Consider the following 15,878-nt stretch of genomic DNA (forward strand, 5'->3'; position numbering starts at 1 on the left):
TTCATTTTGAAATAATTGTATGTCTATTTTATCAGAAGATTCCAACCAAAAGGATCTTCAATTTTTCCATAACGCAAATCGTTTAAATAGGTTAGGACTTTATTAGAAAATTCCCTTCCTGCTATTGGGGGTAGAGCATAATCTTTACCATCAAACCCGATTCGATCGATGTGGGTGATCGTAGCGGCTGTTCCTGCAGCAAAGGCCTCTGCTACTTCACCAGTTTGAATGCCTTCAATGAGTTCCTGTACGGATACTTTTCTTTGTTCAGTTTTGTAACCCCATTTTTCAGCTAGTTCCATGATCGTCCTTCTGGTTACTCCATGTAAAATCGTATCGCCGTGTGGAGTAATGATACTTTCCCCAATCCGGAAAATTAAGTTAGCTGTCCCAGCCTCCTCAATGTATTTATGCTCTAGGGCGTCTGTCCACATAATTTGATCATAACCCTCATCGTTTGCAAGCTGTGTTGGATAAAGGGATAATGCATAATTACCAGCATTTTTCGAGAATCCAACCCCACCTTCTGCCGCACGGGTATAATGGGTCTCAACTTTCAAACTTATTGGTTTGCTGTAATAAGCCCCCACCGGACAAGTTATAATTATAAATTTATATGATTTTGATGGATGTACCCCCAAAGCAGCCTCTGTTCCAAACATAAACGGACGAATGTACAATGAGGTCCCTTCTTTTGATGGTATCCAATTTCTATCAATATCAAGTAATTTACTCAGACCATCCAAAAATATCTCTTGAGGAACTTCAGGCATTTTTAATCTATGCGCCGACTTGTTAAATCGTTCCCAGTTTTTCTCAGGACGGAAGATGCTCAGTGTACCGTCTTCAAATTTATATCCCTTTATTCCCTCAAAAATTGCTTGGCCGTAGTGTAGAGCAGACATAGATGGATCGACGGAAAGGTTTGCATATGGGACGATACTTACATCAGTCCATTGACCATTATCGTAATTTGCAACCAGCATGTGATCAGACATTATTTGTCCGAATTTAAGGTTGTTAAAATCTACCTGCGAGAGTCTTGAATGTTGTGTTGGCTCTACGCGAATTGAAATTTGTTCTGTCGCGCTCATATCATTTTGAATGTTTAACTGAGCGCAATTTAGCTAAAAATATTATATTCTAAAGATGTATTTCTAGTAATTAATAGGATTCTTCTTCTGATGGATTTCAAAAAAATATGTATGTTTTGCTATCCATCAGTGTATACTGTTTTATATACTACTTTGGTGGCCCTTGTACCTGTACTTAATGTTAGAGAAGATTTCTGTATTTCGGTACAGTATTTGGAATATAGAATTCACTTAGGAATTAGAATTCTTAGATACAATTTAAGAACTAGGGTGTCGTTTGAAGATTAACCAAGATTAATTGAAATTAGTATCGAATTTTAACTTTTGCTAAAATTAAAACCTTCTGCACGTATAACGAGTTATAAGGTAGTGATTGTTTGATCTAACGGAAAAATTATGGAAAGAAAATATACGAATTTAAATACACACAATAGACAAGAAATAGGAGTTTGGAAGTTTATTCTTGGCTTCTTCGTTTTTCTATATAAAACAGCCATTCGGCCCTAATAATTCCCTTAAATGAAGTTTTAATAAAACGAATTGACTAATATCAAATTAGCTTATTTTGTAATAATTTGGAGAATAGAATCTAAATATTCGCGATTATTAGCTAATCGAGGTACTTTATTCTGTCCTCCTAATCTACCCCGCTGTTTCATCCATTCGTAGAAAGTACCATTTGTTGCATGATGTATAACGGGAAATCCGAGAGCCATGTTTTTATAGCGTTTAGCATCATAATCAGAATTGATCTCGCGTAAGGTCTGATCTAATATTTCACTGAACTTTTGAAAATCATTCGGGTCTTTCTCGAACTCGATAATCCATTCATGAGCACCAGCCTTTTTATCTTTAAAATAAACTGGTCCAGCTGTGTATTCCCTTATGGCTGCAAAGGTGGCTTTACTGGCTACCTCTAGCGCTTGATCAGCATTGTCTACAATGAGTTCCTCCCCAAAAGTATTGATATATTGTTTTGTTCTTCCTGTGATTTGAATGCGGTATGGAGAGAGGCAGGTAAATTTTATTGTATCCCCAATTTTATACCTCCATAAACCTGCGTTTGTTGAAATTATAAGGGCGTAATTTTTATCCAATTCGACCTGATGTAAGCTTAGCGTTTTTGGATTTTCATCATGTATATTTTCAATTGGTAAGAATTCATAATAAATCCCATAATCCAGCATTAATAATAGGTCATCTGAATCAGCCCTGTCTTGAATTCCAAAGTACCCTTCTGAGGCATTGTAGTTTTCAAAATAATACATGTTATCAGAGGGAATCAGTTTTTTGAATTGATCTCTATAAGGTTTGAAGCTCACTCCACCATGACCGTAAAATTCTAAATTCGGCCACACCTCTAATAAGTTTTCCTTACCAGTGATCTCTAAAATACGATTTGCCATAACAAGGTTCCACGTGGGAACTCCTGCTAAACTGGTTACATTTTCTTTTATTGTGATTTGGGCTATTTGTTCTATTTTCTCTTCGAAATTAGGATTTAACGTTACTTGAATATTGGGTGTTCTTTTGTATTCCGCCCAAAGAGGGAGGTTACGTATTAAGATGGATGATAAATCTCCGTAGTACGAATCCGCACTGAAATTATTGATTTGCGAGGAACCGCCAATTACAACGGACTTTCCTGTAAACAGTTTATTTTCGGGCTTGTTATGACAATAGATTGAAAGCATATCCTTGCCTCCCTGAAAGTGACATTCTTCCAAAGCTTCAATGCTGACAGGGATAAACTTACTGCGATCTGATGTAGTCCCAGAAGATTTAGCAAACCATTTAATATCCGTAGGCCAAAGAATATTTTGTTCACCATTAATCATGCGATCAACATAACCTTTGATATCATCGTAGTCTTGGATTGGCACTCTATTTTTAAATTCTTCAGGAGTATATATGCTAGAGTAACCATATTTTTTACCCCATTCAGTCGCCTCAGCTGCAGAAATTAAACTTTGGAACCACTCCTCTTGTACATCATGAGGATACTTTATGAAAAGCTCAATTTGATGAATTCGCTTTTTCATTATCCAAGTAAAAAGGGAGTTTATAATGGCCATGGTCCGCTGCTGTAATCTCTAAATTAGAATTTTTTTCGACGTAATTCAAAATGTCTTCCTAAATAAAATTTTCGAGCAAGCTCATTGCTCGCAATTTCTTCAGGAGTACCTGTAAGCATAATTTTTCCTTCCGTTAAAAGGTATGCTCTATCGGTAATCGATAAGGTTTCTTGGACATTATGGTCTGTGATTAGGATGCCGATATTCCTTGTTTTAAGTTTGGCCACTATGGTTTGAATTTCTTCCACTGCTATAGGGTCAACTCCTGCAAAGGGTTCATCCAAAAGAATGAAATTTGGATTAGCCGCCAAAGCTCGTGCAATTTCGGTTCTACGCCGTTCACCACCTGAGAGTAAGTCTCCACGATTTTTACGGACACGGTGTAAACTGAATTCTGTCAAAAGCTCCTCTAATTTTTCCTTACGTTCACCTTTGTTTGGATAATGGATTTCAAGAACTGAAAGGATATTGTTTTCAACAGAAAGTTTTCTGAAAACAGATGCTTCTTGTGCGAGGTACCCTATGCCCCGTTGGGCACGTTTATACATTGCGTCTTGAGTGATTTCCATATCATCCAAAAATACTTGACCATCGTTAGGTTTAATTAAACCTACGATCATGTAAAAAGAAGTTGTTTTACCAGCACCGTTCGGTCCTAATAAACCAACTATCTCTCCTTGTTCAACATGAAAAGAAACATCGTTTACGACAGTTCTTTGTTTGTATTTTTTTATAAGGTGTTCTGCTCTTAGAATCATTTACTTAATCCTTTTAATGCAAAGATATTTTTTAAAATCTAATTGCTTTGATATTTAATTGCAAATTCTTTTTTCCTCTCCATGAATTCTCTTCAATAGAATAGCAAATATCAAATGGTTTTGTTGAATTGATTTCCTGTACATACTCCCCTAAACCAAATCCTATGCAATCAAGGGTTAATGAACCAGCTTGTTTAACGCTGAACTTTACATGTGTGCTACCTACAATATAAGCTGGTGATCCTGCGACTACACCCTTGGTTAAAAAACAAGGCGCCTCATTCTGTGGGCCAAAAGGTTGGAATTGATGAAGAATACGGTAAAACTTATGATCGATATCTAATAAACTGATTTCTTTTTCAATTAGAACTTCTTGTTGGAGCATTTCTGGTTTTATAGTTCTGCTGACGACTTGTTCAAACCGTTCTTGAAAAAGAGCAACATTATCTTTTTGCATCGTTAATCCTGCAGCATATTTATGACCTCCGTATTGATCCAAAAGGTCACTACATTCGCTTAACGCTTCGTAAAGATCAAAACCAATCACTGATCGAGCCGATCCTGCAATATGGCCATTGGTATTGGTCATTATAATGGTTGGTCTGTAATAGCGTTCTGTTAATCTTGAGGCAACAATACCAATTACGCCTTTGTGCCAATCCTCCTGATATAATACAGTGGTTTTACGGGACTGTAGTTGGATATTATTGTCTAATAATGCTAATGCTTCATTTGTGATTTTTAAATCAAACCCTTTTCGCGCTGTGTTTTGATCATCTATGCTTTCTGAAAAAACCTTCGCTTCTTGAAGCGATTTTGAAATGAGTAATTGAACCGCATCCTTCGCATGATCAATTCGCCCTGCAGCATTAATCCGAGGGCCAATTTGAAATACGATATCATTGATAGAGAATTGACCAGATTTATGTGTCGATAAGTTGATTAAGGCCTGCAATCCACAACATGGATTACTGTTTAATTTTTTTAAGCCAAAATGAGTTAATAAGCGATTCTCACCAGTTATTGGAACAATGTCAGATGCAATACTAACAGCCACTAAATCTAGAAATTGATAAGCAAGTTCCATTTTCATTTTATTCTGCAAAATGAATGCTTGAATTATCTTAAATCCTATTCCACATCCGGATAATTCTTTATACGGATATTCACAGTCAGCTCTTTTAGGATCCAATACGGCAACAGCTTGCGGTAATGTGTCTCCAGGTAAATGATGATCTCCAATAATAAAATCTATTCCCTTGGAATTTGCATAATCAATTTTATCTAATGCTTTTATTCCACAGTCAAGCGCAATAATAAGGGTGAAACCATTTTCATACGCGTAGTCTATTCCTTGAATGGAAATTCCATATCCTTCACTGTATCGGTCTGGAATGTAATATTCTAAACCAGTATGAAAATCTCTGAAAAAACTGTAAACTATAGATACGGCGGTTGTACCATCTACATCGTAATCACCGTATATTAAGATTTTTTCCTTATTCCCAATCGCTCTTTCGATTCGAGCAATCGCAAGCTCCATATCTTTCATCAAGAATGGGTCGTGTAGTTGGTCTATAGAGGGTCTGAAAAAGCTGCGTGCTTGTTCAAAGGTTTCAATCTCGCGATTGATCAAAAGTTCTGCAATGATGGGGCTTACACCAAGTTCCTGTTGGAGTTTGTTTGTTTTGTCGACATTCTTTTTTGGTTTTAGGACCCACCTTTTTTGCATATCTTTGCCTACTTAATGACGTGTAAATATACATTATCTCATGCTACTTACCTAATGCTGTAGCTGATGTGTTTGTAAGTATGCACTTAACTCTCAAGAAAACAAACAAATAAGTATGGCTCGAGCATATTCCCTTTTTGAAGGTTCGTATTCCGTTGATATTAGTAAGAAATTCGTTCCTTTTGATCCTAAAAAGGATAATCCAAAGGATAGACCTGGATCTCTTTTTGTTCATGTTCATCCTTTTTTGATTGAAACGAAGGAGGGGCTTATTGTCCTTGATACTGGTTTAGGTCAACGAAATGAGGATGATGAACTGGTCATTCATGCGAATATAAAGAAACTCGGATTTTCAATCTCGGAGGTTCGCTATGTTTTGATGTCTCATTTGCATAAAGATCATGCTAATGGGATGGTTGATGTGAAAAATGGGTCCAAACGCCTTGCTTTTGCGAATGCAGAATATGTGATCCAGGAAAAGGAATGGGAGGCTGCTTATAGCTCAGAATCTTCTTCTTATAAAACGGATGTTTTTGATATCTTACAACGGAGTGGAAATATATTATTTGTCAATGGAGATGGCCAATTGACACCTGAGATAAGCTATCAGGTGTCAGCCGGTCATAGTCAGTTTCATCAAGTCTTTCACATTAAAACCGAAGGTGAACATTTTTTCTTTGGGGGTGATGAATTACCTGAGCCAGAAGAAATTTTCAGAAATTTCATCGCCAAATACGATTATAATGGTAGAAGAGCAAAAGAACTCAGAGAAGAATATTGGGCACAGGGAGCTCCAGAAGGTTGGGTGTTTTTATTTTATCATTCAAAAAGCATTTCTGTTGGACGGCCTGAATTAAAGGAAGACGGTAGTTACAAGCTTGTTGATTCTGAATAATTCATTTGATTTCTATATATTTGAGATCAGACAAGTTGCATTTTTAATTTAAATCTAATTAATATTAATTATTATGTCGATAGTTAGAGAAAGTGACCTTATTGGTATTGGTAAGAAATACCAAATTGAAACGGAGGCTGGAGACAACATGGTAGTAGTTATCCATGATGATGGTCGGAGGGAACTTTACCGTCATGAAGATGAGGATAATGAGACCCATTGTGTGATGACTTTATCCGATGAAGAGTCACGTCAAGTTGCTGGTATTTTGGGGGGCTTGTCTTATAAGCCGAAGGCATTAGAAATTATTGAGGTGGCCCTTGATGATCTGCGTATTGAATGGTATAAAGTTGAACCATCAAATGATGGAGTGAACAAAAGTATCGGAGAGCTAGAGGTGAGACAACGTACAGGAGCTTCCATCATTGCAGCAATTAAAGAAGGAGATACCGTAATCAATCCAGGACCTACTTATATTATCTACCCAGGAACGACACTCGTCATTGCTGGAAAACAAAAAAGTATCAAGTTGTTAAAAGAAATCTTATTGTAATTTTTGTCTATGACTAATACTATAATTATTGAAATTGGAATCGCTGTTTTATTGGTAGCATCGGTTGGTTTGATTGCCAATAAGCTACGTTTTTCGGTAATACCTTTTTTTATTGTAATTGGCATGGTATTAGGAAATGAAAATTATCCTGATTTTTTGGCTGATTTGCTTACCCGGTTAGGGAGTGCGAACTTGACCTCCACAGTAAATTCTGTGTGGTCCTTCCTCACGTTTTCGGAAAGTAAACCTTTCATTGACTTTATGGGACGCTTAGGGGTCCTTTTTTTGTTGTTTTATCTAGGATTGGAATTTTCAGTTGGGCGGTTGATTAAGTCTGGAAAATCCATTGTTACTGGCGGATCGTTTTATGTCTTATTGAACTTTATTTCTGGATTGTTGGTGGGATGGATGATGAATCTGCCCTTTAAAGAAATGATGGTCCTCTGTGGTATCATGACAAGTTCATCAACAGCGATCGTTGCGAAAGTCCTTACTGACCTGAAACGTACTGCAAATAAAGAAACCGAAGTGATCATGGGAATGATCATGTTTGATGACTTATTCATAGCGATGCATATTTCTTTCCTCTCGGGTTTGATCTTAACCGGAGGTGGTTCTTTTTGGACAGTTGCTGGTACTTCATTTTTGGCGCTGGTCTTTATTGTTTCGTTTTTGATTCTCGGTAGAAAATTGGTTCCTTATATTGATAAATTGCTTCACGATAAATCTTCCGAATTATTTATTCTGGTCATCTTTAGTTTATTGTTTACAATTGCCGGCCTTTCTGAAACGATTCATGTCGCCGAAGCTATAGGCGCATTGATGGCAGGATTGGTTTTTGCAGATTCCAAATATTTAAAGAAAATTGAAGCCATGGTTTTACCATTTAAAGATTTCTTCGGTGCTATGTTTTTCTTTAGTTTTGGGCTTTCTATTGATATTTATTCATTAGGAGGTGCTGTTGGGTGGGCGACATTCGCTGCTGTTGTCACAATCATCGGAAATGTTGTTTCAGGATATGTTGCAAGTAAATTCTCTGATTTAAAACCAAAGAATTCAGTAGATATAGGCTTCACGCTTTCAGCTAGAGGAGAATTTTCCATTATCATGGCTAACATTGGTAAAGCTGGGAAATTATTGCCGGTAATTCAATCTTTTGTGGTGGTTTATGTGTTAATTTTATCGATCGTTTCACCACTATTAACAAAAGAATCCCGCAATATTTGGAATAAACTTGCGGGAGAAGATGAGTTGCCTAAAAAACCTAAAAAGAAACTTAGTGACTTAGAGCCTATTGCTCAAGACGCTTAATCTTCATATCCGAAACTTTTCAAATAATTTTTTTTACTTCTCCAATCCGGAATAACCTTAACAAAGAGTTCTAAAAATACTTTGGTGCCTATAAATTCTTCAATATCTTGTCGAGCGTAGGTTCCAACCTTCTTGATCATTGCGCCTGCTTTTCCAATAATTATATTTTTTTGAGAATCACGCTCTACTATAATCTCGGCGGCTATTCTTGTGATGTTTGCTTCTTCTTTGTATGAGGTGATGATAATTTCTGTACTGTATGGTATTTCTTTGTCATAGAGTTTAAAAACTTTCTCCCTAATGATTTCAGAAGTGAAGAATCGCATAGTTTTATCCGTTAGCTCATCCTTGTCATAATAAGGGGCATGAAATGGAAGTTTCTCTTTAATATAATTCATCACAGCCTCTACATTGTAACCTAATAATGCTGAAACTGGAAATATGATTTCTGGATTTATTTTCTCTTTCCAATACTCAATCTTCGCTTTTACATCATCTTCAGTTGACTTATCAACTTTATTTATAATCACTGCGACAGGGGAATTAGTATTGCGAAGTTTTTCAAGCACATCATTTTCATCGTACTTTTCATTAATATCTGTAACAAACAAAAGAATGTCAGCATCTATTATTGAACCCATGACGAAATTCATCATTGATTCTTGTAAAGAATAGTTCGGTTTGATAACACCAGGAGTGTCTGAAAAGACTATTTGATGATCTTCATCATTGACTATGCCAATAATCCTATGGCGTGTGGTTTGAGCTTTAGAAGTGATGATTGACATCTTTTCACCCACTAAAGCGTTCATTAGGGTTGATTTACCTGCATTTGGTTTACCAATGATGCTTACGAATCCAGCTTTATGCGACATTATTTTGTTTTTTATTTGCTTTACAAAGAAACAAATAATATCTTTGTACTCCAATTCGGAGGTAATATAATCTGCTTGTTTGTCGATAGGAGCAAGATTTTTAAAAATATATTGCGGGATGGAGCAGTTGGTAGCTCGTCGGGCTCATAACCCGAAGGTCATCAGTTCGAGTCTGATTCCCGCTACTAGCGGACCAAGTGCGAGACTTGGTCCAAAGACATTAAAAATACATTGCGGGGTGGAGCAGTTGGTAGCTCGTCGGGCTCATAACCCGAAGGTCATCAGTTCGAGTCTGATCCCCGCTACTTTTTAGGTTTCAATCTTAATTGATTGGAACCTTTTTTTATGCCTGTTTCCATGATTTTTGATACATCCGTGTTACGTTAAGGCACTCACAAGAGATGCTTCAATATAACCATCGATTTTTGGTAACAAAAAAAACACGATCTCTATGAGATCATGTTTTTTAAAAAGAAAAAAAAGAAATAGTAATTCTAATCTTTAAGAGCGGTTGTAAACTGCTTCTTTGCTTTCTAAGACACTTGTTCCCATTAAGAATTGATCAACTTGACGGGCACATTCGCGTCCTTCAGATATCGCCCAAACGACTAAAGATTGGCCTCTTCTCATATCTCCGGCAGCAAAAACCTTACTTAAATTAGTTTTATAGTCTGATTCATTCGCTGATACATTTCCTCGGTTATCCAGGTTTACACCCAACTGCTCCAATAATCCATTTTTTTGAGGATATAAAAATCCCATTGCTAATGTGACTAATTCACACGGGATTTCACGAGCCGATCCTTGAACTTCTTTAAATGAAGTAGGTCTTCCAGTTTTGTCGATTTCCCATTCCAAATCAACGATAATAGCTCCCCTCAAATTCCCTTCACTGTCGCCGACAAATTCCTTTGTGCTAATACTCCAATGTCTTTGACATCCTTCTTCGTGGGAAGAGGTTGTTTTAAGCAACATCGGATAGCTCGGCCAAGGCATATTTTCTGTGCGGCTTTCTGGTGGAGTTGGCATGAGCTCAAATTGGGTCACTGATTTTGCTCCATGTCTATTGGATGTTCCCACGCAGTCAGACCCTGTGTCGCCGCCTCCAATGACTAGGACATTTTTGCCTTTAGCGTGTATTTGCGGTTCAGCAATAGGGGAGTTTCCAACCCGTTTGTTTTGTTGTTTTAAAAATTCCATCGCATAGTGAACTCCTTTAAGCTCACGTCCAGGAATGTTTAAGTCTCTTGGTATGGTTGAACCTCCAGACAAGACAATTGCGTCATAATGGTCAAGTTCTTGTATATCGACATTTGCGCCTACTTCTGCGTTTGTTTTAAATTCAATTCCCGACTGTTCCATGATTTCAATCCTACGATCAATGATTGATTTATCTAATTTAAAGTCTGGAATGCCATACCGCAATAAACCACCAATTTTATCATCACGTTCATAAACAATGACTTGATGTCCGGCTTTATTAAGTTGCGCCGCAGCAGCAAGTCCAGAAGGACCAGAACCTATAATAGCCACCTTCTTACCCGTTGATAGATGTGATTTATCAGGTTTTACAAATCCTTTTTTAAAAGCGATTTCAATAATGTGTTTTTCAATTTCTTCAATCGCTACTGGATTTTTGTTAATGCCAAGTACGCAAGCAGATTCGCAAGGTGCGGGACATATGCGACCTGTAAATTCTGGGAAATTATTTGTAGAATTTAAGATCTGATAAGCCTCTTCCCAATTTCCATTATAAACAGCATCGTTAAATTCAGGAATTACATTTCCTAAGGGACATCCTGAATGACAAAATGGTATTCCGCAATCCATGCATCGCGCTGCTTGCGTGTTCAATTGTGAATCTGAGTAAGGGTGGACGAATTCCTGATAATTTTGTTTTCTGCTCTCCACTACATCTTTCTGAGGGAGCATTCTTTCAAATTCTAAAAATCCTGTTGGTTTTCCCATGATTTTATTCCTATTCGATTATGCTATTGCTAATTTTTTATTAATTACGTTTTTATATTCCTTAGGGAATACTTTAATGAAACGGTTTTTCTCTGTCGACCAATTTGTTAAAATATAGTTCGCTCTCTGACTATTACTCAAATGAATGTGGCGCTTTAACAAATTAATAATTGCTGTTTCATCTTCAGTGTCAAGTGGGTCTAGATCCACCGACTCTGTGTTACAGTTGTCTTTAAAACTTCCTGTAAGGTCGTAAATCCAAGCAATCCCTCCGCTCATCCCTGCTGCAAAATTTCTTCCTGTTTCCCCTAAAATTAGAGTCCTTCCACCTGTCATGTATTCACATCCATGATCTCCAATACCCTCCACCACTGCTGTTGCGCCCGAGTTACGAACGGCAAATCTTTCTCCAGCCATACCATTTATAAATAGGTGACCCGAGGTGGCGCCATACAAGGCAACGTTTCCTATGATGATATTTTCATGTGGAGTCAGGGTGCTTTCTTTTGCGGGATAGATTGCAAGCTGAGCTCCAGATAGGCCTTTTCCTACATAGTCATTCGCTTCTCCTTCTAGTTCAAATGAAATACCTTTAGTATTGAATGCGCCGAACGATTGACCTGCTGATCCTTCAAATTTAAAATTGATGGTATTATCTGGAAGGCCTTCCGATCCATAGCGTTTTGAAATTTCATTCGAAAGCAAAGTGCCAATAGTCCGGTCTGTGTTTTTTACATTAAAGGTTCCGAATACAGGAGTTTTTGTCTCTATCGCATTTTTAGCCTGCCTTAATAATCCCCAATCTAAGATCATACTAAGACCGTGGTCCTGTTCTTCTGTATTATGTAGGGTTTCTCCAGTTGAATTTAGGGCAACATGTAGGATGCCCGAAAAGTCTATCTTCTTAGCTTTCCAATGGTCTATATCTTCTCTTTTCTTTAAAAATTGAGCTCTACCAACCATCTCATTGATTGTTTTGAATCCCAATTCTGCCATTATTTCACGCATTTCCTCAGCTAAAAATTGAAAAAGATGAACAATGTCTTCTGGTTTTCCTGAGAATAGCTTGCGCAATTCGGGATCTTGTGTTGCTACCCCAACCGGACATGTGTTTAGGTGACATTTGCGCATCATGATACAACCCCCGGCAATCAATGCGGCAGTCGCTACCCCCCATTCCTCTGCACCTAATAGTGTTGCAATAACCAAGTCTCTACCAGTTTTCATTTGCCCGTCGGCCTGCAGTACAATACGACTACGTAGTTTGTTTTGAACTAACGTTTGATGCGCCTCTGCTAACCCAAGTTCCCAAGGGAGACCGGCATGTTTGATTGAACTAATTGGAGAAGCTCCGGTACCACCATCATATCCTGCAATTAAAATTACATCAGCATGCGCCTTTGCAACTCCGGCAGCTATCGTTCCAACTCCAGCTTTTGACACGAGTTTTACGTTGATACGTGCGTCTCTATTGGCATTTTTAAGATCGAATATTAATTGCGCTAAGTCTTCGATAGAATAAATATCATGATGGGGAGGAGGTGAAATTAGACCGACCCCAGGTGTTGAATGACGTACCTTTGCAATCCATTCATCGACTTTATGGCCCGGAAGCTGCCCGCCTTCGCCAGGTTTTGCTCCTTGAGCCATTTTTATCTGAATTTCATCAGCTTGGGTGAGGTAATTCGAGGTAACACCAAATCTCGCGGAGGCGACCTGTTTAATGGCCGAGCGCATCGAATCTCCATTTGGTAACTTACTAAAACGGATCTCGTCTTCACCGCCCTCACCGGTATTGGACTTTCCTCCAATTCGATTCATTGCAATGGCTAAGGTGCTATGTGCTTCATGCGAAATGGAACCAAATGACATCGCTCCCGTTGCAAAACGTTTCAAGATTTCACTTACAGGTTCAACCTCTTCAATTGAAATCGGTGTACGGTGTTTTGCAAATTCTAATAAACCACGTAGGGTAAACATATGTTCCTTTTGATTGTTGATCAACGAAGCATATTTTTTATAAGATTCATAATCATTTTTACGACAGGCTTGTTGCAGTAAATGTACAGTTTGTGGATTCCACAAGTGACCTTCACCTCTTCTTTTCCATTGATATATTCCACCTTCTGGAAGAAGGGTCGGACTAACTCTAGTGGTTTCAAATCCTCTGCGATGTTTTGCCAATACCTCTTTTGCAAGGTCATCTAAACTTAAGCCGCCAATTCGTGAAACAGCACCACAAAAGTATCGATCTACAACTTCACTCTGTATACCTAATACTTCAAATATTTGAGCACCGTGATACGATTGTAATGTCGAAATTCCCATTTTAGAGAAGATTTTCAGTAATCCATTACAAACTGCTTTCACATAATTTTTCTTTAACTGCTCCCAGCTTAGTTCAGTGTCAAGTTGGTTGGTGGCCTTCATCGTACGAATACTTGCTAAAGCCATATATGGATTAATCGCGGTAGCTCCAAAGGCTAGCAAACAAGCAAAATGATGAACTTCCCATGCGTCGCCTGCCTCAACTACTAATCCAACGGCACCCCTATTTCCCGTCTTTATCAAATGATGGTGTACTGCCGAAACGGCCAATAAAGATGGAATTGCACAATGTTGAGAGTCAATCGCTCTGTCAGACAAAATAATGACTTCAAATCCATCTTTTACAGCATCGTCAGCGTACCGGCATAATCGATCCAATCCAGCCTGTAGTGCTCCGGGATTCCCGTCTGCTCTAAAATAGCTTTGTATTGTTTTGGCCTGAAATACCCCCGTGTCAATTGAGCGCAGTTTTTCTAACTCACTCGAGGTCAGTATCGGATGTTCTAAGGTAACACAATGACAGAATTTTTTATCCTCTACGAGGATATTTCCTGAATTCCCTATAAAAGTTGCTAAACTCATCACCAAACGTTCCCTTATTGGATCGATTGGTGGGTTTGTCACCTGTGCAAAATATTGTTTAAAATAACTTGATATGTGTTGAGGTTGATCAGAGAGAACAGCTAAGGGTACATCTGTTCCCATTGAGCCGATTGGTTCATAGCCAGTTAGAGCCATCGGTGTTAAAATATTGTCAATATCTTCACGAGAATACCCGAAGGACTGTTGATACTTAAATACAGATTCTTTGGATAGGTAGGTGAAAGTAACGCGTGGATTTGCTAACTCTTCTAATTCGATTTTATAATTATTTAACCAATCTCCGTAAGGTTGTTGTCTGATTAATTCGCCTTTAACCTCGTCATCAGATTTGATCTTACCTTCACTCATATCCACTACAAAGATTTTACCAGGTTGTTGTCTTCCTTTTTTGATAATTAAAGATTCATCAATAGGTAATGCGCCTGCTTCCGAGGCGACAATAACTCGGTCATCTGAGGTAACGGCATACCGTAGTGGGCGTAAACCATTTCTGTCTAAGGTTGCCCCAATGATATTTCCATCTGTAAAACATAAAGCGGCTGGGCCATCCCAAGGTTCCATTAAGGTAGCATGATATTCGTAGAATGCCTTTTTTAACGGGTCCATTTGCTCATTTCCGTCCCATGCTTCAGGTACTAACATCAACAAGACATGGGGTAGACTTCTTCCGGAGTGAAGCAATAGTTCCACGACATTGTCTAAGCAGGCAGAATCTGATTGGCCTTTATCAACCACTGGAAGTAGAATTTCCATTTCTTCTGTTGTAAAAAATGGTGAAGAATAGGCCCTAACTCCCGCATAAAACCAGTTTAAATTACCTGTTAACGTGTTGATTTCGCCATTATGTGCAATCATTCTAAAGGGTTGCGCTAACGACCAGGATGGAAAGGTATTCGTTGAGAATCTGGAATGTACCATACCAAAGGCTGATACTACTCTGGGATCACGTAAATCTTCAAAATAACTGCCAACCTGATAAGTTGTTAATTGCCCTTTGTATATGATGGTTTTACAAGAAAGTGAAACAACATATAAGGGGAGAGGATATTCCTGATAATTTTTGATTTTTTGAATAATTAAACGACGCAAGACAAAAAGCTTACGTTCAAAATCCTCCGTATTAACTACCCCTTCGGGTCTTGAAATGAAAAATTGAACAATTTCTGGTTCCGCACCTAATGCGGTTGGGCCAATTCCATCTCGATTTACTGGAACTGAACGGAATCCAAGTAATTCCATTTTCCGATCTGCAGCAGACTCAGCGATAACTTGGCGACAGATTTGATTCATTTCTTTTTCCTTGGGTAAGAAAATCATCCCGACTCCATAATATCCTGGTTCCTGTAATTGAATACCAAGTTTAATACATTCTTCCCACAAAAATTCATGTGGAAGTTGAAGCATAATACCTGCTCCGTCTCCTGATTCTGGATCGCAACCGCATGCCCCACGATGTTCCATGTTTTCTAACATGGTTAATGCGTCTTTAACTTGGTTGTGTGATTTTTGCCCTTTTATATGAGCTACGAAACCAACCCCACAGGCATCATGTTCAAACTCCGGGTTGTAAAGTCCTTCTAACTGCATTGTATTTTGATAATTAGTAATAATAACAAACGAGTTTGCTAATATATGAATAAAATCTCTAAAAAATTGAAATTATAATAAAAAAAGTAAAGATATATT

At 38.0% G+C, this 15,878-nt stretch carries 10 protein-coding genes and 2 tRNA genes; 5 read left to right on the forward strand and 7 right to left on the reverse strand.

The features are described 5' to 3' along the window. Window positions 1–23 precede the first annotated feature (23 nt). From AC6CHH_RS03440 to recJ, 4 genes are all read right to left on the reverse strand, one after another. Window positions 24–1,094 (reverse strand): branched-chain amino acid aminotransferase, encoded by a 1,071-nt coding sequence (locus tag AC6CHH_RS03440; RefSeq protein ID WP_498279764.1) that lies wholly within the window; start codon window positions 1,092–1,094, stop codon window positions 24–26. Window positions 1,095–1,654: 560 nt separating this feature from the next. After that, window positions 1,655–3,169: a GH3 auxin-responsive promoter family protein gene (locus tag AC6CHH_RS03445; RefSeq protein WP_498279766.1), complete on the reverse strand. Its 1,515-nt coding sequence runs from the start codon at window positions 3,167–3,169 to the stop codon at window positions 1,655–1,657. Window positions 3,170–3,192: 23 nt separating this feature from the next. Further along, entirely contained in the window at window positions 3,193–3,927 is a 735-nt protein-coding gene (lptB, locus tag AC6CHH_RS03450; protein WP_498279768.1) for an LPS export ABC transporter ATP-binding protein, read from the reverse strand. A 31-nt stretch (window positions 3,928–3,958) separates the two neighbouring features. Beyond that, window positions 3,959–5,659 (reverse strand): single-stranded-DNA-specific exonuclease RecJ, encoded by a 1,701-nt coding sequence (gene recJ / locus AC6CHH_RS03455; RefSeq protein WP_498279770.1) that lies wholly within the window; start codon window positions 5,657–5,659, stop codon window positions 3,959–3,961. A gap of 115 nt (window positions 5,660–5,774) precedes the next feature. Between recJ and AC6CHH_RS03460 the strand changes: the two genes are divergently transcribed. The 3 genes from AC6CHH_RS03460 (at window position 5,775) to AC6CHH_RS03470 (ending at window position 8,418) form a co-directional block, all read left to right on the forward strand. Beyond that, entirely contained in the window at window positions 5,775–6,554 is a 780-nt protein-coding gene (locus AC6CHH_RS03460; RefSeq protein ID WP_498279772.1) for an MBL fold metallo-hydrolase, read from the forward strand. Between the two features lie 73 nt (window positions 6,555–6,627). Further along, a complete protein-coding gene (locus tag AC6CHH_RS03465) occupies window positions 6,628–7,107 on the forward strand; it encodes a cation:proton antiporter regulatory subunit (RefSeq protein WP_498279774.1) in 480 nt (159 codons plus the stop codon). A gap of 9 nt (window positions 7,108–7,116) precedes the next feature. Then, window positions 7,117–8,418: a cation:proton antiporter gene (locus AC6CHH_RS03470; protein ID WP_498279776.1), complete on the forward strand. Its 1,302-nt coding sequence runs from the start codon at window positions 7,117–7,119 to the stop codon at window positions 8,416–8,418. Here AC6CHH_RS03470 and era read toward each other — a convergent pair. Next, window positions 8,415–9,293, reverse strand: coding sequence for a GTPase Era (gene era / locus AC6CHH_RS03475; RefSeq protein WP_498279778.1), 879 nt, complete (start codon window positions 9,291–9,293; stop codon window positions 8,415–8,417). The two genes, AC6CHH_RS03470 and era, sit on opposite strands and share 4 nt — an antisense overlap. A 112-nt stretch (window positions 9,294–9,405) precedes the next feature. Here era and AC6CHH_RS03480 point away from each other — a divergent pair. Together AC6CHH_RS03480 and AC6CHH_RS03485 are read left to right on the forward strand one after the other, a co-directional pair. Beyond that, window positions 9,406–9,478: transfer RNA gene (locus tag AC6CHH_RS03480), tRNA-Met, on the forward strand. 47 nt (window positions 9,479–9,525) lie between these two features. Then, window positions 9,526–9,598 (forward strand) — tRNA-Met (locus AC6CHH_RS03485). A 196-nt stretch (window positions 9,599–9,794) separates the two neighbouring features. On the opposite strand, the gene AC6CHH_RS03490 is transcribed toward AC6CHH_RS03485, so the two are convergent. Both AC6CHH_RS03490 and gltB read right to left on the reverse strand, forming a co-directional pair. Beyond that, complete coding sequence (locus AC6CHH_RS03490; RefSeq protein ID WP_498279780.1) at window positions 9,795–11,261, reverse strand: glutamate synthase subunit beta; 1,467 nt, start codon at window positions 11,259–11,261, stop codon at window positions 9,795–9,797. 18 nt (window positions 11,262–11,279) lie between these two features. Further along, complete coding sequence (gltB, locus tag AC6CHH_RS03495; protein WP_498279782.1) at window positions 11,280–15,779, reverse strand: glutamate synthase large subunit; 4,500 nt, start codon at window positions 15,777–15,779, stop codon at window positions 11,280–11,282. Window positions 15,780–15,878 lie beyond the last annotated feature (99 nt).

The sequence above is a fragment of the Sphingobacterium sp. GQ94 genome, assembly GCF_059758715.1.